Consider the following 18,285-nt stretch of genomic DNA (forward strand, 5'->3'; position numbering starts at 1 on the left):
CCACAGTGAGCACGCGGCGCGACCCGGAACCTGCGGTTTGTTTTGTTGCGCGACGCAAAAGCGCGACTTTTGCACCGCAACGCCCGAACCCTTGCGAATACCACGCGTTTTTAATTTGCGCCCTGTGTCCGCAGCGGGCAAAAGAACGCCCGATGGCCAAGCAACTCGATTATCATACGCTCCGCGAGATCTTCACGCGGTTCCAGGACGCCGAGGCCGAACCCAAGGGCGAACTCGACCATGTCAACGTCTACACGTTGGTCGTGGCCGTCGCCCTGTCCGCTCAGGCAACCGACGCAGGCGTTAACAAAGCCACCAAGGATTTGTTCAAAATCGCCGACACACCCCAGAAGATGCTCGCCCTTGGCGAAGAGGGTGTGATCGAACACATCAAGACGATTGGCCTTTATCGCAACAAGGCCAAAAACGTCATCAAGCTCTCCCGCATCCTTGTCGATCAATACGGTGGCGAGGTTCCCTGTTCTCGTGCAGCGCTCGAAAGCCTGCCCGGCGTGGGGCGCAAGACCGCCAATGTGGTTTTGAACATGTGGTGGCGCTACCCGGCACAGGCGGTGGACACGCATATCTTTCGCGTCGGCAACCGGTCTGGCATCTGCCCCGGCAAGGATGTGAACGCCGTCGAACGGGCGATCGAGGACAATATCCCGGTCGATTTCCAACTGCACGCGCATCACTGGCTGATCCTGCACGGCCGCTATCACTGCAAGGCGCGCAAACCCTTGTGCTCCACCTGCATCATCCGAGATCTCTGCCTCTACGAGGATAAAACACTATGACCAAAACCTATCAACTCGTCGGTATCGGCAATGCCGTTGTCGATGTGATTTCTCAATGCGACGACAGTTTTCTCGACCATATGGGGATCGAGAAGGGCATCATGCAGCTGATCGAGCGTGAGCGTGGGGAAGTGCTCTATGCCGCGATGAAAGAGCGGGTGCAGACGCCCGGTGGCTCTGTCGCCAACACCATTGCGGGTGCTGGTGCGCTGGGGCTTTCTTCGGCTTTCATCGGTCGCGTGCATGATGACGCTCTGGGGCGGTTTTACGCGCAAGCCATGCAGGACGATGGCGTTGATTTTGTGAACCCGCCCGTCGCGGGCGGCGAACTCCCCACCTCTCGTTCGATGATTTTTGTCTCGCCCGATGGCGAGCGCTCGATGAACACCTACCTGGGGATTTCATCTGAACTCAGTTCTGACGATGTACCAAACGAGGTCGCAGGTCAGGCGCAGATCATGTTCCTTGAGGGGTATCTCTTCGACAAGGACAAAGGCAAAACCGCCTTTATGGAAGCGGCGCGAGACTGCCGCGCTGGCGGCGGCAAACCCGGCATCGCAATCTCTGACCCGTTCTGTGTCGAACGTCACCGCGCCGATTTTCTAAAGCTGATCGAAACCGAACTGGAATTTGTGATCGGCAATGAGGACGAAATTCGCTCTCTATTTGAAACCGATGATCTGGAAGAGGCCTTGGCGAAAACGGCAGCAATCTGTCCTTTGGTGGTCTGCACTCGCTCGGGCGATGGCGTGACTGTGGTCAGCCCGGACGGTCGTATCGATGTCTCCGTAACAAAGGTTGTCCCTGTGGACGCGACCGGAGCAGGCGATCAGTTTGCGGCAGGCTTCCTGTTTGGCCTCGCCCAAGGACGTGATCTGGAGACCTGCGCACGCATGGGCAACACCTGCGCCGCCGAAGTCATCAGCCACATCGGCCCCCGCCCCAAGGCAGACATGCGCGTATTGCTGCAAGAAGCGGGTCTTCTCTAACATCACAGATCATGGCACCGGGCCACGTGAGCTCGGTGCCAGCAGATGCGCGCATCTGAACGTGCAATCGCGCCCTCATCGATACGCCTAAAATATTAGCATATCCGAATTTATGCGCAAATATTGGGCACATACCCCCCTGCCATCATTCCACCCGATTCGAATCGGACTTTCCCTGTGAGATCAAGGCGTTTCGCATTGAAGCCATAGCTGACCGGAATTCCGAACACTTCGACAGCGCGAAAGTATAGGTTCGCTCGAAAGATATACGATTATGGCTATATTTGCGAATTCTTAAACAGCGGCGACGACAGATACTCTGAAGGTCAAGCAACACCACAGGATCTCGTCATGTTTCGTACGAATACCATAAAGATCTCTCGCAAACTGCCCTTGTTCTTTGCGGGATTTTGCGCGGTAACCAGTTTCCTCCTGATCGCTGCGGCGCTGATTGCCTTCAACCGGTTCGCCGAACGATCCGTCAAAGACCAGATGGCATCGCTTTTGGCGGACCGGAGCTATTCTGTGCGCCAGATCATGTTCAATATTCGTAACGATCTGGTCTCACTGGCCCAGTCTCCCGCCACCTCATCTGCGCTGGTCAGTTTCGAAGAAACATGGAACGCTCTTGGATCTGAGGCGGCAGACAGTTTGCAAACCGCTTATATCACTGAAAACAGCTTCCCTACCGGTGAGAAGCATAAGTTACAGCGCGCCGAAGGGGACGCAGCCTATCACGAGACGCACGCGGTCTATCATAACGGTTTGCGCACCTTGATCGAAAGCAAAGGTTATTATGACGCCTTCCTGATCAATCCAGAGGGCGACATCATCTATTCCGTCTTTAAGGAGATGGATTACGCCACCAACCTCAGTGATGGCGCCTATGCGGACTCTGGGTTGGGCAAGGCTTATCGCGCTGCGAGCGCTGCTGCTGAGGGCGAAGTGGTTTTTGCAGATATGGAACCATACGCCCCAAGCTATGGCGCTGCGGCGGCGTTCCTCGCGACCCCTGTCATGGCAGCGGATGGCAGCCTATTGGGGGTCGTTGCAGTGCAGGTTCCGGTCGATATGTTCGGTGTCATTACAAACAATGATGACGGCCTTGGTGAGACCGCACAGGTCTATATCGTTGGCGCAGATTATAAAGCACGTACAACCTCCCGTTTTGACGGGGGATACAGCGTGCTCGACACGCTCCCAGAGGCAAATCATCTTGCAACCGCCCTGAAAGGAGAGACCCATTTCTCCAAGGGTGAAACCGGGTTGGACGGCCACCCAGTCATGGCGGCATCCCGTCCAGTCGGGCTTGATCTTGCCAATTGGGCGCTGGTTGTCGAACAGGATGTCGCAGACGTCATGGCACCGCTGTATCAAAAAGCGTGGACACTTGCTCTCATCGGGCTTGCGATCTGTGCGATGATGTCTTTTCTCGGCTGGCGGGTTGCTGCGTCGATTACCCGTCCGCTGCATAAAATTGCGAACGGTATGGCCGATGTTGCCTCCGGAAATCTGGACACCAGCGTCGAAGAAGCCGAGCGTGGCGACGAAATCGGCGACATCGGCAAAGCGCTGCTTTCTTTTCAGGACGACCTGAAAATCGCCCGCAGCGCAGACGAAGAACGTGCTGAACAACAGCGTGAACAGGCCATTGTCGTCGAGAACCTCAGCACCGGGTTGTTGCGCCTGTCGCAAGGAGACTTCTCCACAAAGATTGAGACGCCTTTTGCGGGTGAACACGAAAAACTGCGCGAAGACTTCAACAAAACCGTGACCACGCTCAATGAAACACTCGGGCATGTGGTGAGCGCGGTGAATCGCATCCGCAATGGTGCGGCGGAAATCAACCAATCATCAAATGATCTCTCCCACCGTACTGAAAGTCAGGCCGCGACACTGGAAGAAACAGCCGCCGCGCTAGAAGAGATGACGGTGAGCGTTAAGTCCGCTGCAGACAGTGCTCGCAGCGTCGAACAGATCACTGGCGAGGCGAAACAGGAGGCGGAAGTCAGCGGCGGGGTTGTACAGAATGCTGTGACCGCGATGACGGAAATTGAGCAATCCTCGAAGAAGATCGAACAGATCATTTCTGTGATTGACGATATCGCGTTCCAAACCAACCTGCTGGCGCTCAATGCTGGCGTTGAAGCTGCGCGTGCAGGCGAGGCCGGACGTGGTTTTGCCGTCGTCGCAAGCGAAGTCCGAGCGCTCGCCCAGCGCTCATCAGATGCGGCGATGGAGATCAAATCGCTGATCGGCGAGAGTTCCAAACAGGTCGAAGCTGGCGTCGATCTCGTCGGCAAAGCTGGTGACGCGCTGCAGATGATCGTGGAGCGTGTGAACAATATCTCGCAACTGGTGTCGGGTATCGCTGAGGGTGCCTCGGAGCAATCCAATGGCATCGGCGAGATCAACACCGGCGTGGTGCAACTGGATCAAGTCACACAACAAAACGCCGCGATGGTTGAGGAAGCGTCTGCCGCTTGTCAGATGCTGGACAATGACGCCTCTGAACTGGGTAGCGTCGTGGCGAAGTTCAAATTGTCCGGGCAAATGGTATCCACCAACCCCAAACCGGCGGTGGATAGTTGGGATTTGGACGCCCAAACGGATGAGGAGACCCCTCTCGCCCCGACGGCCCATGGGACATTCGCGAGTGATGGCAGTGCCGCTTTCAACTACTACGAAGATTTCTGATTAAGGCCAAACCAGTTGATCAGACTTTGTCCGCATCTTGACCGCTCGCCCTGCGGCCTCAGGTGACGGACAAACCAACGGGTCGCATCTGATGTCAGATGCGGCCCGCGGCATTCAATGCCTTTGACAGCAACGTCGCAAGTTGCGCGGTTTCTTCATCTGACAATCCCTCAAGGAGCGATGCCTGTGTCTCGACATGGACTTCGACGACTCGATCTATCAAGTCAAAGCCCTTGTCCGTCAGACCAATCAAAAAACTGCGGCTGTCTTCTGGGTTGGTGGTGCGGCTCACCAGCCCATCCACCTCAAGCCGGTCAATCCGGTTTGTCATGGTGCCTGAGGCAACCATTGTCGCCTTCATCAGGTCACCAGCAGAAAGGCAATGCGGTGCTCCGGCGCGGCGCAACGTCGCCAATACATCAAACTTTGCCCCATTCAGACCGAAGCGAGCGAAGGTTTTCTCCATCGGTTTCATATACGCGAGATGAAGCCGACCAACGCGACCCACAACGCCCATCGCGGTGACATCAAGGTCAGGCCGTTCTTTGCGCCATTGTTCTAAAATGAAGTCCACATGATCCATGCGACAGTAATGTGCCGCCGTGCAGGGAAGGTCAATGCAAGTCCATATCTTGACGTCGAGACTTTCGAATACTATCTCGACGTCAAGATACCTTGGAGGCAACGCCATGACAGACACAAGAGACCTCGCCCTCACTGCACTTGCGCCCGCGATATGGGGCAGCAGCTACATTGTGACCACAACCTTTCTACCCGGAGAGTCGCCCTACCTGGTTGCGCTGCTGCGCGCCTTGCCCGCTGGTTTGTTACTCCTTTTACTCGTGCGGCAGCTTCCACCCCTAGCGTTGTTGCCAAAGATCTTTGTGCTTGGCGCGCTCAATTTCTCGGTGTTTTGGGCGCTTTTGTTCCTGTCGGCCTATCGCTTGCCGGGCGGGGTCGCAGCCACGTTAGGAGCCGTGCAGCCTTTGTTCGTGATGGCCCTCTCCGGTGCGCTTCTTGGCACACAGATCCACCGCAAAGGCATCGCGGCCGCCTTTCTGGGCATCATTGGGGTTGGATTACTGGTGCTCGGGCCAGAGGCCAGCCTAGACCCCACAGGTGTGCTGGCCGGACTTGGCGGTGCGCTGTCGATGGCTGCAGGCGTGGTGCTCACCCGGAAATGGCAACCGGGTGTACCTGCGCTAACCTTCACGGCGTGGCAACTCACAGCGGGCGGGATCTTGTTGATACCGGTCGCAGTAATTGCTCTGCCCGAATGGCCAACCCTTTCTACAGCAAACCTGATTGGCCTCGGCTATATGAGCCTGATTGGCGGCGCGTTCACCTATATTCTATGGTTTCGCGGCATAAGCCGCATCGCGCCGGCTCAGATTTCGCTTCTGGGTGTTTTCAGCCCGCTGACGGCCGTGATCCTCGGTGCGCTGTTTGCGGGCGAGCACTTTTCCATGCTGCAGGCGCTTGGGGCAATCGTTGCATTGTTCTCAGTCTGGCTCGGCCAGCAGGCCCCGAAACCAGAGGTTGTAAAGACAGCACCCGTAGCCGCTGCATAAGAATGCGGCCTACGCCAAACCTAATTGCTGGCCGATCAATCCTCGGCCAGCGGTGTCACTGCGCCTTCCAAACTATCGGGCAATTGCGAGGGGCATATTCCGCCCAAGTGACACTGCAGCACCGTATCTCCGGCGCTGCCATCTTCTGCTGAGAAGAAAAAGCCACCACAAGGCTCCACTACCGCAACCACACGATCCTCGGCCTGGCGCGCAAAAAACAGGTAGCGCGCGCCCGAAACCAGACTGCCGCACCAGGGTCCCAGACAATGGGCTTCGAGGGTGATTTCTCCCTCCACTGGCTGATCAAACATGCGCGCGCCCAACAAAAGACCCGTGACTTGCGCCGGGATTTCCGTGGGTTTCTCTGTCGCACGCGAATTGGCATCCGAGTATTGCGGCAAAAGCGTTTCGTCAAAACTGACGCGGCCTTCGATCACCAGAAATGGATCCTCGCTGTCGGAGACGATCCGATAGACATCGCCCGGCCCCATCGGCACGCAACTCAACGCCAAAGCCTGCGTGGCTGTCGCTATGGTCAATCCTGCGACAAGGGCAGCTTTACAGATGAGCTTGGAATTCTTCGACAACACGGGCGTAGACCTCCTTTTTAAAGGGGACGACTTTATCGACAAGTTGATCCACCGGCAGCCAGCACCACGCGGAAAACTCCGGGTCATCGGTTGCAATGTTGATCTGTTCATCGCGCCCGGTAAATCGCAGCAAGAACCACTTCTGTTCCTGCCCGCGGTATTTACCGCCCCAGAAGTGCGGCACCACCTCATGCGGCAGATCGTAGGGCAGCCAGCCGTTGCTTTCAGCGATCACCTCGACCAGATCAGGGGTGACGCCGGTTTCTTCTTCTAATTCTCGCAGCGCCGCGAGACGCGCATCCTCGCCTTTATCGATACCGCCTTGGGGCATTTGCCAAGCGTCCTTATAGCGATCCATCCGCTGGCCGACCCACACAGCCCCCTCGCCGTTAATCATCATGACGCCCACATTTGGACGATACGGCAGTGCGGCGATCTGCTCCGGGGTCATCTCTTTTGGGGATGTTCTGCTCATGCCTCAGCCTCCGGCAACGGTTGTTTCGCTCCCTGTTAGACCGTGTGCCGCCGGGGCACGCAAGGGGGTGACGCCGCGTATGGAGGTGACATCGACAGCCCGTCGGGCGATCCTGCGCCCAACATGCGGTGCGTTTTCACGAGCCGCCAAATGAGTTTGCAGGGAGAGTGTCATGGCTGCGTACCCACATCTGTTGGCCCCGTTGGATCTGGGCTTTACCACGCTGAAGAACCGCGTCCTGATGGGTTCCATGCACACAGGCTTGGAAGAGACCCGCGATTGGAACCGCGTCGCGGAATTCTACGCCGCACGTGCCCGTGGCGGGGTTGCGCTGATGGTGACCGGCGGGATCGGTCCCAACCTCGAAGGCTCCGTGCTGCCCGGTGCGGCGATGATGACAACCGAGCAGGATGTCGCGAACCATTCCGTGGTGACAAAAGCCGTGCATGAGGCTGGCGGCAAGATCGCGATGCAGATCCTGCATGCAGGTCGCTACTCCTATGGCCCCAAATGCGTGGCCCCCAGTGCCGTGAAGTCGCCGATTTCGCCCTTCCCACCGAATGAATTGGATGAAGATGGGATCGAAAAGCAGATCTCTGACATCGTGAATGCCGCCCAACTGGCGAAAGAAGCCGGGTATGATGGCGTCGAGATCATGGGCTCTGAGGGGTACTTCCTCAATCAGTTCCTCGTAACCCACACCAACAAACGCGAAGACCGCTGGGGTGGCAGTTATGAAAACCGCATGCGACTGCCGGTCGAGGTGGTACGTCGCGTGCGCGAAGCGGTCGGGCTGGAGTTCATCCTGATCTATCGCCTCTCGATGATCGACCTCGTGCCCAATGGCTCCACTTTTGACGAAGTCGTGCAGCTCGCCAAAGCCGTAGAGGCTGCAGGCGCGACCATTATCAACACCGGGATCGGCTGGCATGAAGCGCGCATTCCCACCATCGCAACCTCGGTTCCCCGAGCCGCATTTGCATGGGTCACCCAAAAACTAATGGGTCATGTCTCTATCCCCGTCATCACCTCAAATCGTATCAACACGCCCGAGGTCGCCGAGGACGTGCTGGCACAAGGGTGCGCTGACATGGTGTCGATGGCACGCCCGATGCTGGCTGATGCAGATTTTGTCGCAAAGGCCGAGGCAGGTCGCAGCGCCGAGATCGCGCCCTGTATCGCCTGTAATCAGGCCTGTCTGGACCACACCTTCGGCGGCAAGCTGACGTCTTGCTTGGTGAACCCCCGTGCCTGCCATGAGACCGAGCTGACGCTGACGCCCACCGAGTCTCCAAAATCCATTGCGATCGTTGGTGCTGGCCCCGCTGGCCTCTCCACCGCAATCGCAGCCGCTGAGCGCGGACATCGCGTGACGCTCTTTGATGCTGCTGATGAAATCGGCGGCCAACTCAATATGGCCAAACAAGTCCCCGGCAAAGAAGAGTTCTGGGGCCTGGTCGATTGGTACCGCACTATGGTTGCCAAGGCGGGCGTCACCTTGGAGATGGGGCGTTACGTGGGTGCCAAAGACCTAAAGGGGTTTGATGAGGTGGTGATCGCCACCGGCGTCATCCCGCGGGACCCCCACATTCCGGGGCAGGATCATCCGTCAGTCGTAAGCTACATTGATGTGCTGCGCCACAAAGTGCCAGTCGGCGACAAGGTCGCGGTGATTGGCGCGGGGGGCATCGGCTTTGATATTTCTGAATACTTGCTACATGAGGGCGAAAGCCCATCAGAAAGCCTGCCGCTGTGGATGCGCGAATGGGGCGTAACCGATCCTGCCGAGCATCGCTCTGGTCTTGCTCCGGAGGGTCCGCAGCCAGAAGCACCGGCCCGTAAAGTCACACTGTTGCAACGCAAAGCAGAACGCCACGGTAAGCGGTTGGGCAAAACCACCGGTTGGATTCATCGCGCCACGCTCAAGATGAAAGACGTCGATTTTGTCGGAGGCGTGAACTACGAGCGCATCGACGACGCAGGCCTGCATGTGAGTTTTGGCGAGGCCCGTGAAAATCCGACCGTGATCGAGGCCGACACCATCGTGCTTTGTGCGGGTCAGGTCAGCGAACGCTCACTGGCGGACCAGTTGTCCGAAATCGGTGTGACCGCCCATGTGATCGGGGGTGCTGATGTTGCAGCGGAACTCGACGCCAAACGCGCGATCAATCAAGGCACGCGTCTGGCTGCAACACTTTGACCTGACGCCGCGTGTCGAGCTGACCGATGCCGCCCGAAACTTTGGCATGGGCAACAGACGCTTCGGCGCTTTGCACGCGGCCTCAAATCGCGGCTTCCAATTCCGTCATCAGGGCGTGGACCAATTCTTGGGCAGGTAAGGTGCGCGCCTGATCCGCACCAGCGCCCGCCCATTGCGCCCCAAACGTGGTGACACCCTGCGCCTTAGCCGCAGCGTTCAGTGCTTTGCCAAGGTCATAAGCACAGGGATAGGCGGGAATTTCGCCCGCTGGGATATCTCCTGCCCATTCGGTGAAAGCATTGCTGAGGCAGCGCGCGGGTCGACCGGAAATCGCAGCTGTCATAACCGTCTCTCCACCCAGCGCCAACCGCTCGCGATAAGCAGTGTCAGCCACGCTCTCCGGGCAGCCAATAAAAGCGGTACCGAGCTGTGCTGCCGCCGCACCCACAGCCAATGCACTGGCAATATCGCCTCCGGTCATCAGACCTCCGGCGGCGATCACCGGCAGTGACGTGCGGCTCGCAAGGTCGGCAACCAAATCCATCGCGGGCGTGCGCGCATCCGCTGCCTGCGGGTCAAATATGCCGCGATGTCCGCCTGCCTCCCACCCTTGTGCGATGATACCGTGACACCCCGATGCTTCGATCTGGCGCGCCTCATCCAGCGAGGTCGCGCTTGCGAGAAGCGTGAGCCCAGCGGCTTTCATCGCCTCCATCTGGTGGGGCTTGGGGAGGCCGAAATGGAAGCTCACAACCGAAGGGCGCAGATCCAAAATCACCTCAAGGAATGCATCGGTGTCCCGGAAACTTGTATAAATCTCAGAGAGTTCGGCAGGAGGGTTTGCATCCATCCGCTCAAACAGAGGCTGGCTGCGATCTATCCATTGTTTTTCCTTCATGTCATCGCGGAGCGGCGTTTGGTGACAAAAGAAATTCACATTGAACGCAGAGGTGGTCAGGCTCTGCACCTCTTGGATTTGCGCGCGCACCGCATCGGGTTGCGACGCTCCGACCCCAATAGAGCCAAGCGCGCCGCAATTTGACACCGCAGCCGCCAGTTGGGGCGTCGACACGCCGGCCATCGGAGCCTGTATGAGTGGCAACGTGATCCCGAGACGATCCAGAAAGGCCTGTGTAGCGGTCATGAGAGATGGTCCTTCGGCGAGTGCTCTTGTGCGAGATACCTGCACTTTGACCCAATGTGTGGCAGAAGACCACTCCGACACGCGAAAGGATACGCAACAAAAAAGCCCCCGCGGATGACGCGAGGGGCAAGTCTTTCGAGGGAGTCTTGAAAATGGCCTTGCGGCCGGGAGAAGGTGGATTGAGAGGCACACAAAAAGCGCCACTCAATCTACCAGGTTTCCATGCCCTTCTCTGCAAAGGCATGAACGAGGAAATCAATGAAGGCGCGTACCTTCGGCTGAGTGAAGCGACCGGGCGGGTAAACCGCGTAGATACCGAGCGTCTCGACCGGCAACTGCGGCATGACATCCTCAACCAGCCCTTCGGCCTTCGCTTCGGCGTAAAGATAGCTCGGCAGATAGGCGATCCCGAGACCTGAGATCGCGGCATTCAACAGCGACTGACCGTCATTGACCGAAAGCCAACCGGTGGAGCGCACTTGGCGTTTTTCACCGGACGGTGCGGTCAGTTTCCACACGTTGCCGCTGGATTGGTTGGAGTAATGCAGGAGCTTGTGTTCGTTCAGATCGTCAATCTTCTGCGGGCGGCCATATTTCTCAAGATATTCCGGAGAGGCCACCATGCGCTTTGTGGTTTCCGTCAACTTACGCGCCCGCAGAGAGCTGTCTTCCAGCTCACCGATACGCAGCGCCATGTCAAAACCTTCGGAGATCAGCTCTACAAAGCGGTTGTTGAGGACCATGTTGACAGTGATGTCCGGGAAATCGCGCAGAAATTCCGACAACACGGGCGACAGGTGATTAACGCCGAAATCTGTCGCCACCGAAATTCTCAACAGGCCAGAAGGTGCAGTCTGCATGGAGGTGACCAGCGCGTCCGCTTCGCCCGCGTCATTCAGCACCCGGCGGGCGCGATCATAGTAGGCTAGGCCTATCTCTGTTGGCGAGACGCGGCGGGTCGTGCGGTTCAACAGGCGCGCACCTAGGCGGGCCTCCAGACTGGAAACATGTTTGGACACAGCGGATTTGGAGATGCCCATCTTCTTCGCAGCATCGGTGAAGCCACCCTGATCCACCACATTGGCGAAGGCTTCCATCTCGGTCAGTCGGTCCATTTCGGTTTCCTCGTCGCACGTTCTGTCTTCTGTCCTTCTTGCGGGGCAAATCAGGCAAGATCGGGGCGCGCTTGGGATAATTGCGGGGTTTTCGCCGGATCGTTCGAATTCCGGAAACAGGCTCTGAGAACAGTTCGACCCAGAGCGAACCCTTATGCGCAAGGCGTGGGATATTGGGCATAAGACACTGTAAACACGAGAGGGCCGCTATGCTGACTTGCATTATTCGCTATCAAATTGACCCAACAAAACAGGCACAGTTTCGCCAGTATGCACAAACCTGGGGGCAGGCCATCCCGCGCAACGGCGCAGATCTCATTGGTTATTTTGCCCCGCATGAAGGGTCTTCGACTTGCGCCTATGGTATTTACAACATCCCGTCACTGGCAGAGTACGAAGCCTATCGCACACGCCTCGCGGCCGATCCGCTGGGGCAGCAAAACTACGACTTTGCGCAGCAAGAGAAGTTCATTTTGCGTGAAGACCGCACATGGCTCAAACTGGCCTCGGCACCGCATGGCACCTCAGGAGACGCAACGTGATCGCAGTTATTTTTGAAGTCACCCCAGCTGACGGCATGACCGAAGCCTATCTCGACCATGCCGCGTCGCTTAGACCTTTGTTCGAGGATATGGAGGGCTTCATATCAGTTGAAAGATTCCAGAGCCTGACCACTCCGGGCAAGTTGCTATCCCTCTCATTCTGGGAGGATGAAGAGGCGCTGGCGCGTTGGCGCAATCTGGAAAAACACCGGGCAGCGCAGTCAAAAGGCCGGGGAGGCTATTTTGCGGACTACCGGTTGCGGGTCGCGGGTGTCATCCGAGATTACGGCATGTCAGAACGTGATGAAGCCCCAGCGGATAGCCGTGCGCTACATGACCGGTAGCACCCTGTTCTGACGGCGCGCTCCCGCCCGTCAGGGATGCATTTAATGCACCACCTTCCCGTTGGGCCCGGCAGCGTGCCTTAGCGGCACGCTGCGGTTTCGCCTGAAACTGATGCGCCGCATATTCATAGACCCCGCCATTGCGAAAGGGGCGACTACCCGACGACACCCCCCCGCACCGCACAGCGGTGCCACGCCCAACGCCGCCAAGGGGTTGCGGCGCAAGCCGGAGCACCTGGGGGGGGCGGGAGCTCTCCGGCAAAGAAATCCCTATCTGCAGTATGACGAAGGATCAGGCGAAATGCGCAAGCTTCGGGTCGCGGTGGTCTGTGCATTTCAGGCAAGCACGACACATCAGTCTGCTCTCGGAGAGATTCACCATGATCCCTGCTCTGCTCGTTTTCCTGTTTCCGCTGGCCTATAGCCCCGGCCCCGGCAATCTGTTCTTTGCAGCGGCTGGTGCGCGTTTCGGTGCGCGCGCCACAATCGCGGCATCTGCGGGGTACCATATCGCCACTTGGCTCGTCACGCTGGCGATCGGGTTCGGGGGGTTCGCAGCACTATCCCGCATGCCCGCTGTGTTCGAGATCCTGAAAGTCCTGGGCGCGCTCTATGTCATGTGGATCGCGTGGCGTTTTCTGCAAGCGGCCCCCGATGACAGTCGTGCTAGTGCCACCTCTGCGCGGTTCACGGATGGGGTCGTGCTCCTGCTTTTTAACCCCAAGGCCTATGTGATCATTGCGCTGATGTTTACGCAGTTTCTGTCCGCCTCGGGGCAAAACGCATGGGAGCAGGTGTTGCTCATCACCACGATCTTTACACTGAACAACCTTTTGGCCTTTACGATATGGACCTTGGCGGGTGCGCGATTGGCACGGGTGTTCAACAGCCCTGCACAGTCACGCATTCTGAACATGATCTTTGCCTTTGCGCTGTTTGCCGTGGCGGTCTGGATGCTTGTGACCTGACGGCCACCGCTCAGGGCGTGACCAAGACTGCCTCGACGCGGCGGTTGGTTTCACGCCCTGTTTCGGTCGTATTCGGGGCCAAGGGAGCCATGTAGCCCGCTCCCGCCACCTGAATACGCCCACCATCAATGCCATAGCGTGTGGTCAACCGTTCGCGAACACTAATGGCACGGCGCCGAGACAAGGCGATATTGCCCTCAAGCCCCCCCACAGTATCGGTGTGACCCACCAGTAAAATAGTGGCGCTTTTGTTTTGATCGAGAAACTCGGCAAGTTGGCGCAGGCTATCAAATGGGCCCTCGCCCATCTGCGTCGAGGCGGTGTCAAATTCCAGATCCAGCAGGGGAACGCGGCCCTGCAACAACAGCAAATCCCGAATGGCCCCTGTGGTGAGGCTGCCACCTTTCTTAATCGCATCCACAAGCAACGCCTGTTCAGCCGCATCGGTAATATCAGAGCCTAATTCTGCACCGTCAGAGGTGTCGCGCCCGCCATTGGATGGCCCACCAGAAGGGCGCAACGATTGACTGGGGTCATGGCGCTCTAACATCTGTACATAGATCGATCCGCCGAACCGCGATACCAGCAAGGATACGGCGGTGCCGGTTTCAGGCTGTTCAGCCGCCAAGAATTCGTAGTTGGAGAGGTTGACCGCCATATCCGGGGCCGGGATTACCTCAATGCCAAAGCGAAACCCAAAGCCACCGCAGGCCTGCGCCGTACAGGCGTAAACCTCTTGAAACCCGCGTTTTTCCAATGCTGTACGGATCGGGGCGAGGACTTCCAGCGGACTAAGATCATCACCAATCCGCCAGCTGCGTCGATGAATGCGCCCTTCCACAGCGCGTGTCGGGACATCATCCCCAGCGACCGGACCAGTCGGCAACAATAATGTGTCGAGCGGCGTTTCCTGTTCGCGCAGAAGCTCACTTCCTGCAGGCAGCGGGACAAAGATGGTTGCTGCATTGGCCTGTACGGTAATCCCCACACAGATCAATGCCGCGCATACCAGACGCCAAAGCCTCGCTGTGAGCCTCTGCTGAAACATCACCGAAACTGCCCGTGATATTCAGCGTTGGGCACCATGGCAGAGGCACTGGCAACACGGTTGGTCATATTGAAAAAGGCCGCGACATTGGCGATGTCCCAGATGTCACGATCATCAAATCCGTGAGCGCGCAGCCCTTCTCGATCGGCCTCTTCGATTTCCGCGCTTGCGCGGGTCATCTTGGCCGCAAAATCCAGCATCGCGCGCTGGCGTTCCTCCAATGGGGCGACGCGGTAGTTCATCACCAGCATCTCGCCCAATTGGGGATCCGCTGACAATTGCCGCACCGCTGCACCATGTGCGACCAGACAGTAAAAACACTTGTTGATGGAAGAAACCACCACTGCGATCATCTCACGCTCCAGTTTGGAGAGTTTACTCTCACCAAGCATCAGATCATTATACATCGCTGTAAATGCATTGAGTTTCTCAACATCAAAAGCGTAGGCCTTCAGAACATTGGGCACCATGCCGAGCTTGTCTTGGCAGATGTCGAAATACTTCTGTGTCTCCGGTGGAAGCGGGTCCATCATTGGCAGGTCGAGCGCGGTCGGCTCCTTTGGATTGGTCATAACGTACGCCCTCCTCCGGCGTGTGGTTGTCAGCGTTTGATACGGTAGTGATAGCCGCCCGCCTGGGTCATCCCGAGGCCACCATAAAGCGCATTCGCGCCCTTGTTGGCGCGGGTGCACAGCACCGCCAGCTCAGTTGCGCCCTGCTCTGCCGCCCAATAGGCTGCCTGCCGCATCATCCAAACGCCCACACCCTTGCGCCGCTGGTGAGGTAAAATCTCAAGCGCATGCAGCATGGCGGTGTCGCCATACATACCCACATAAGCCGTCCCCGCGGGTTTATCATTCCATCGCCCAAGAAGTGAGGTTTTAGGCCCGCACGCACGGTGCATCACCGAAAGGCGCTCAGGTCCGATCCCTCCGGTCGCCCAGATCTCACGTTGAATCGCCAAAGGCTCCCACAGACAAAACGTCGTGACGCGGGGAATTGTGACATCCGTCAACAGCGATGGCGCACAGGTCCACAGCACCACCGGGTCCATCACCTCATAGCCTAGCCGGTCGAGTTGTTGATCCAACTCATCCTGACCGTCGCGGATCATAAACAGGCGCGACTGTCCCAGCGCCTGCATGGCGGCTTCGGCCTCGGCGATCTGTTCATCGCTTACAGATGCTTCTGCGGTGGCAGCTGAAACCCGGCTGCCACCTCCTGCACCGACACGAAGCGTGATCTCACCCAAAGTGTCTTTACGAAGGCACGGCCACGTCGCCTCGACCACGTCGTAGTATTTGGGATCAGTCAGCGGCTGCGTCACAGGCCGAGATCCCGCGCAAGTTCAGTGATTGCCGCGTCCACCTGCGCGCCATCTGTGCCGCGCACCACCACATTCGCACCAAACGCGCCGTTAATCTGGAACGGGTAGCAGCCGATCGACAGATCGCCATGTTTCTCGGCCAGTGCCGATAAGGTTGCCGCGATCTCACCTTCGCCACGATCCACCCTCAGGGTCTGACTAAGCAAAGGTTTGCCCCCGACAAGTGTCGCCAATACGGTTTCAACCATGGCCTGAAACACTGCGGGCACCCCGGCCATCACATGCACATTTCCCATCGTGAACCCCGGCGCACGTGACACCGGATTGTCGATCAGCTCTGCGCCATCCGGGATGCGAGCCATGCGCAGACGGGCTTCATTCAGTTCTGCCCCGGTCTTGGTATAATGCTCCGCAAGGATCGCGCGGGCGTCAGCACGTACATCAATGGCAGCACCAAATGCTTCGGCGATGCAATCGGCAGTGATGTCGTCATGGGTGGGGCCTATTCCGCCAGATGTGAAAACATGGTCGTAGGCATCAGAAAGTGCCCGCACAGCGGCAACAATTGCTGGCGCGTCATCGCTGACCACCCGCACCTCTTTAAGGTCAACGCCATGTTTCGACAGCTCACCTGCGAGGTAATACATATTGGCATCACGGGTGCGCCCCGACAGGATTTCATCCCCGATCACAAGCATGGCAGCGGTGGGATTGGGCATAGCACGTCTCCTGTGGGATTTCCGGTTCTTGGCAAGAGGATAGCCAGCCCCGCCGCCGGTGCAAGCGGATAGGGGCGGATCAGGCTTTGACAGGTGGCAGAATATGGCCCATCACCCGGTTCCATGAGATTTCCCACGCCCCTGATCCCCGCGACTCTGATCAAACGCTATAAACGCTTTCTCGCCGATTGTCGGCTGGAGGATGGGCGCGAGGTGACTGCCCATTGTGCCAACCCCGGCTCCATGATGGGATTGGCGGAACCCGGCATGCGGATCTGGCTCGAACCGAATGACGACCCCAAGAAGAAGCTGAAATACGGCTGGCGGCTGGTCGAACATGCAAATGGCCATTTCACCGGGGTCGATACATCAGTCCCGAACCGTGCCCTGAAAAGCGCATTGGCGTCAGGTCAAATCAAAGAACTCGCCGCCTATTCCACCATTCGCGCAGAGGTGAAGTATGGCCAAAACAGCCGCATTGATTTTCTGCTGACAGGCAATGGATTACCCGATTGTTACGTCGAGGTGAAAAGCGTCACGCTCTCACGCCAGCAGGGCCTTGCGGAATTTCCCGACAGCGTCACCGCACGCGGCGCAAAGCACCTGCGAGAGCTTGGCGATATGGCCGAGGCCGGTCATCGGGCGGTGATGCTTTACTTGGTGCAGCGAACAGATTGTCAGCGTTTTGCGCTGGCCGCGGACATTGATCCAACATACGCCGCTGAATTTGATGCGGCGCGCGCGCGTGGCGTCGAACGTCTGGTTGTCGGCACTTCCATCACGCCCGAAGGGGTGGAGATAGGTCAGCCCCTCGAGGACTGACCTTTGACAGTCAGGCTGCGTCGAGATCTTCATCCTGAGAGGTACGAGGCTGTACCAAGGTCCGGGTTGGGAACGGAATATCCACTCCGGCCGCATCCAGCGCCTCTTTTACCTTGCGCTTCATGTCAGCTTGATACTGAAAGTAGTCGGCTGAACTGACCCAGACACGCACCAGAAAATCAACAGAGCTGTCGTTCAGATTGTTGACCTGAATAAAGGGCTCCGGAGTTGTCATTGACCGCTCATCAGCCATGATCGTGTCATGGATTGTGCGTTCAGCGAGGGCAAGGTTGGCACCATATCCCACACCGAAACTCCATTCTGCACGGCGCGTCGGGTATTCCGAGTAGTTGGAAATCGTATTGCCCCAGACCTCGGCATTAGGAATGATCACTTTCACATTCGAAAGGCTTGCAACCACCGTGTTATTGAGCGTGATTTCCTTCACCGTGCCCATTTCTCCATCCACGTCGATGAAGTCACCGAGCTTAAACGGACGAAAGAGAATGATCATCACACCTGCAGCGACATTCGAAAGCGCGCCCTGCATGGCCAGACCGATGGCCAGACCCGCCGCACCGATGGCCGCAACGATGGATGTTGTCTTCACCCCGAAGGTATTGAGAACAAACAGAACCGCAAAACCCAAGATTGCGTAGCGCACCAAATTACCCAAGAAGTGAAACAACGTAGCATCGAGCCGCGTGTGGTTGTCGCTTATCGCAACGACGCGTCGCTTGGCCCAGCCTGCCACGAGAAAGCCGACGATCAGAATGAGAGCCGCCGCCACAACACTGCCGAGAACCTGTGCGAGGAACTCCAGTGTTACAAGGTCGGCGAGAGCCTTGCCGTCGTAAATTTCGGTTTGCATGATGCTGTCTAGGCGCTCCATCTCGATCTGTTCCCTGTTTTTTGGCTTATTTCTTACGACAAAACG

General features: G+C 57.7%; 19 protein-coding genes. 9 read left to right on the forward strand and 10 right to left on the reverse strand.

The features are described 5' to 3' along the window. The first annotated feature begins 152 nt into the window (after positions 1-152). The 3 genes from nth (at position 153) to QNI81_RS11290 (ending at position 4,483) form a co-directional block, all read left to right on the forward strand. A complete protein-coding gene (nth, locus tag QNI81_RS11280) occupies positions 153-797 on the forward strand; it encodes an endonuclease III (protein WP_005622967.1) in 645 nt (214 codons plus the stop codon). Beyond that, a complete protein-coding gene (locus QNI81_RS11285; protein WP_065321010.1) occupies positions 794-1,786 on the forward strand; it encodes an adenosine kinase in 993 nt (330 codons plus the stop codon). Before nth ends, QNI81_RS11285 begins: the two co-directional genes overlap by 4 nt. 351 nt (positions 1,787-2,137) lie before the next feature. Beyond that, positions 2,138-4,483: a methyl-accepting chemotaxis protein gene (locus QNI81_RS11290; protein ID WP_283966554.1), complete on the forward strand. Its 2,346-nt coding sequence runs from the start codon at positions 2,138-2,140 to the stop codon at positions 4,481-4,483. 94 nt (positions 4,484-4,577) lie between these two features. Here the strand turns inward: QNI81_RS11290 and QNI81_RS11295 are convergent, their stop codons facing one another. Continuing rightward, complete coding sequence (locus QNI81_RS11295) at positions 4,578-5,066, reverse strand: MarR family winged helix-turn-helix transcriptional regulator (RefSeq protein ID WP_283966555.1); 489 nt, start codon at positions 5,064-5,066, stop codon at positions 4,578-4,580. 106 nt (positions 5,067-5,172) lie between these two features. On the opposite strand from QNI81_RS11295, the gene QNI81_RS11300 reads away from it, so the two are divergent. Beyond that, on the forward strand, positions 5,173-6,054 hold the full coding sequence (locus tag QNI81_RS11300; RefSeq protein ID WP_283966556.1) for a DMT family transporter: 882 nt from the start codon (positions 5,173-5,175) through the stop codon (positions 6,052-6,054). A 35-nt stretch (positions 6,055-6,089) separates the two neighbouring features. Here QNI81_RS11300 and QNI81_RS11305 read toward each other — a convergent pair whose 3' ends face one another. Together QNI81_RS11305 and QNI81_RS11310 are read right to left on the reverse strand one after the other, a co-directional pair. Further along, the gene (locus QNI81_RS11305; RefSeq protein WP_283966557.1) at positions 6,090-6,644 is read right to left on the reverse strand and encodes a hypothetical protein; all 555 of its coding nucleotides are present in this window, start codon (positions 6,642-6,644) and stop codon (positions 6,090-6,092) included. Further along, positions 6,613-7,095: an RNA pyrophosphohydrolase gene (locus tag QNI81_RS11310; protein WP_065324490.1), complete on the reverse strand. Its 483-nt coding sequence runs from the start codon at positions 7,093-7,095 to the stop codon at positions 6,613-6,615. Before QNI81_RS11310 ends, QNI81_RS11305 begins: the two co-directional genes overlap by 32 nt. Positions 7,096-7,291: 196 nt before the next feature. Between QNI81_RS11310 and QNI81_RS11315 the strand changes: the two genes are divergently transcribed. Next, a complete protein-coding gene (locus QNI81_RS11315) occupies positions 7,292-9,319 on the forward strand; it encodes an FAD-dependent oxidoreductase (protein ID WP_283966558.1) in 2,028 nt (675 codons plus the stop codon). A gap of 82 nt (positions 9,320-9,401) precedes the next feature. Here the strand turns inward: QNI81_RS11315 and QNI81_RS11320 are convergent, their stop codons facing one another. Together QNI81_RS11320 and QNI81_RS11325 are read right to left on the reverse strand one after the other, a co-directional pair. Continuing rightward, positions 9,402-10,463, reverse strand: a complete 1,062-nt coding sequence (locus QNI81_RS11320) for an NAD(P)H-dependent flavin oxidoreductase (RefSeq protein WP_283966559.1) — start codon at positions 10,461-10,463, stop codon at positions 9,402-9,404. A gap of 209 nt (positions 10,464-10,672) precedes the next feature. After that, entirely contained in the window at positions 10,673-11,578 is a 906-nt protein-coding gene (locus tag QNI81_RS11325) for a LysR family transcriptional regulator (RefSeq protein ID WP_009178000.1), read from the reverse strand. Positions 11,579-11,787: 209 nt separating this feature from the next. Between QNI81_RS11325 and QNI81_RS11330 the strand changes: the two genes are divergently transcribed. The 3 genes from QNI81_RS11330 to QNI81_RS11340 all read left to right on the forward strand — a co-directional run bounded on the left by QNI81_RS11330 (position 11,788) and on the right by QNI81_RS11340 (position 13,432). Beyond that, positions 11,788-12,120 (forward strand): NIPSNAP family protein, encoded by a 333-nt coding sequence (locus QNI81_RS11330; protein WP_005622953.1) that lies wholly within the window; start codon positions 11,788-11,790, stop codon positions 12,118-12,120. Continuing rightward, positions 12,117-12,464, forward strand: a complete 348-nt coding sequence (locus tag QNI81_RS11335) for an antibiotic biosynthesis monooxygenase family protein (protein ID WP_283966560.1) — start codon at positions 12,117-12,119, stop codon at positions 12,462-12,464. The genes QNI81_RS11330 and QNI81_RS11335 overlap by 4 nt, the downstream gene beginning before the upstream one ends. A 380-nt stretch (positions 12,465-12,844) precedes the next feature. Next, on the forward strand, positions 12,845-13,432 hold the full coding sequence (locus QNI81_RS11340; RefSeq protein ID WP_283966561.1) for a LysE family translocator: 588 nt from the start codon (positions 12,845-12,847) through the stop codon (positions 13,430-13,432). A 10-nt stretch (positions 13,433-13,442) separates the two neighbouring features. On the opposite strand, the gene QNI81_RS11345 is transcribed toward QNI81_RS11340, so the two are convergent. The 4 genes from QNI81_RS11345 to QNI81_RS11360 are packed head-to-tail and all read right to left on the reverse strand — an operon-like array spanning position 13,443 to position 16,526. Beyond that, the gene (locus QNI81_RS11345; RefSeq protein ID WP_283966562.1) at positions 13,443-14,420 is read right to left on the reverse strand and encodes an OmpA family protein; all 978 of its coding nucleotides are present in this window, start codon (positions 14,418-14,420) and stop codon (positions 13,443-13,445) included. Between the two features lie 59 nt (positions 14,421-14,479). Continuing rightward, on the reverse strand, positions 14,480-15,052 hold the full coding sequence (locus QNI81_RS11350) for a peroxidase-related enzyme (protein ID WP_283966563.1): 573 nt from the start codon (positions 15,050-15,052) through the stop codon (positions 14,480-14,482). Between the two features lie 29 nt (positions 15,053-15,081). Beyond that, a complete protein-coding gene (locus QNI81_RS11355) occupies positions 15,082-15,807 on the reverse strand; it encodes a GNAT family N-acetyltransferase (protein ID WP_283966564.1) in 726 nt (241 codons plus the stop codon). Beyond that, positions 15,804-16,526, reverse strand: coding sequence for a competence/damage-inducible protein A (locus QNI81_RS11360; protein WP_283966565.1), 723 nt, complete (start codon positions 16,524-16,526; stop codon positions 15,804-15,806). The genes QNI81_RS11355 and QNI81_RS11360 overlap by 4 nt, the downstream gene beginning before the upstream one ends. 123 nt (positions 16,527-16,649) lie before the next feature. Here QNI81_RS11360 and sfsA point away from each other — a divergent pair, with 123 nt between their 5' ends. Further along, entirely contained in the window at positions 16,650-17,348 is a 699-nt protein-coding gene (sfsA, locus tag QNI81_RS11365) for a DNA/RNA nuclease SfsA (RefSeq protein ID WP_283966566.1), read from the forward strand. A 10-nt stretch (positions 17,349-17,358) separates the two neighbouring features. Here the strand turns inward: sfsA and QNI81_RS11370 are convergent, their stop codons facing one another. After that, positions 17,359-18,240 (reverse strand): mechanosensitive ion channel family protein, encoded by an 882-nt coding sequence (locus QNI81_RS11370; RefSeq protein ID WP_165808454.1) that lies wholly within the window; start codon positions 18,238-18,240, stop codon positions 17,359-17,361. Positions 18,241-18,285: the final 45 nt, after the last annotated feature.

The sequence above is a fragment of the Tritonibacter sp. AK171 genome (assembly GCF_030127025.1).
Classification (GTDB): Bacteria; Pseudomonadota; Alphaproteobacteria; order Rhodobacterales; family Rhodobacteraceae; genus Epibacterium; species Epibacterium mobile.

Bases quoted from the DNA above. Each gene is read 5' to 3' on its own strand.
- QNI81_RS11315 (WP_283966558.1), top strand. From the start codon at position 7,292: ATGGCTGCGTACCCACATCTGTTGGCCCCGTTGGATCTGGGCTTTACC.
- sfsA (WP_283966566.1), top strand. From the start codon at position 16,650: ATGAGATTTCCCACGCCCCTGATCCCCGCGACTCTGATCAAACGCTAT.
- QNI81_RS11340 (WP_283966561.1), top strand. From the start codon at position 12,845: ATGATCCCTGCTCTGCTCGTTTTCCTGTTTCCGCTGGCCTATAGCCCC.
- QNI81_RS11370 (WP_165808454.1), bottom strand. From the start codon at position 18,240: ATGGAGCGCCTAGACAGCATCATGCAAACCGAAATTTACGACGGCAAG.
- QNI81_RS11290 (WP_283966554.1), top strand. From the start codon at position 2,138: ATGTTTCGTACGAATACCATAAAGATCTCTCGCAAACTGCCCTTGTTC.
- QNI81_RS11310 (WP_065324490.1), bottom strand. From the start codon at position 7,095: ATGACCCCGGAGCAGATCGCCGCACTGCCGTATCGTCCAAATGTGGGC.
- QNI81_RS11300 (WP_283966556.1), top strand. From the start codon at position 5,173: ATGACAGACACAAGAGACCTCGCCCTCACTGCACTTGCGCCCGCGATA.
- nth (WP_005622967.1), top strand. From the start codon at position 153: ATGGCCAAGCAACTCGATTATCATACGCTCCGCGAGATCTTCACGCGG.
- QNI81_RS11325 (WP_009178000.1), bottom strand. From the start codon at position 11,578: ATGGACCGACTGACCGAGATGGAAGCCTTCGCCAATGTGGTGGATCAG.
- QNI81_RS11320 (WP_283966559.1), bottom strand. From the start codon at position 10,463: ATGACCGCTACACAGGCCTTTCTGGATCGTCTCGGGATCACGTTGCCA.
- QNI81_RS11360 (WP_283966565.1), bottom strand. From the start codon at position 16,526: ATGCCCAATCCCACCGCTGCCATGCTTGTGATCGGGGATGAAATCCTG.
- QNI81_RS11295 (WP_283966555.1), bottom strand. From the start codon at position 5,066: ATGGATCATGTGGACTTCATTTTAGAACAATGGCGCAAAGAACGGCCT.
- QNI81_RS11330 (WP_005622953.1), top strand. From the start codon at position 11,788: ATGCTGACTTGCATTATTCGCTATCAAATTGACCCAACAAAACAGGCA.
- QNI81_RS11350 (WP_283966563.1), bottom strand. From the start codon at position 15,052: ATGACCAATCCAAAGGAGCCGACCGCGCTCGACCTGCCAATGATGGAC.
- QNI81_RS11285 (WP_065321010.1), top strand. From the start codon at position 794: ATGACCAAAACCTATCAACTCGTCGGTATCGGCAATGCCGTTGTCGAT.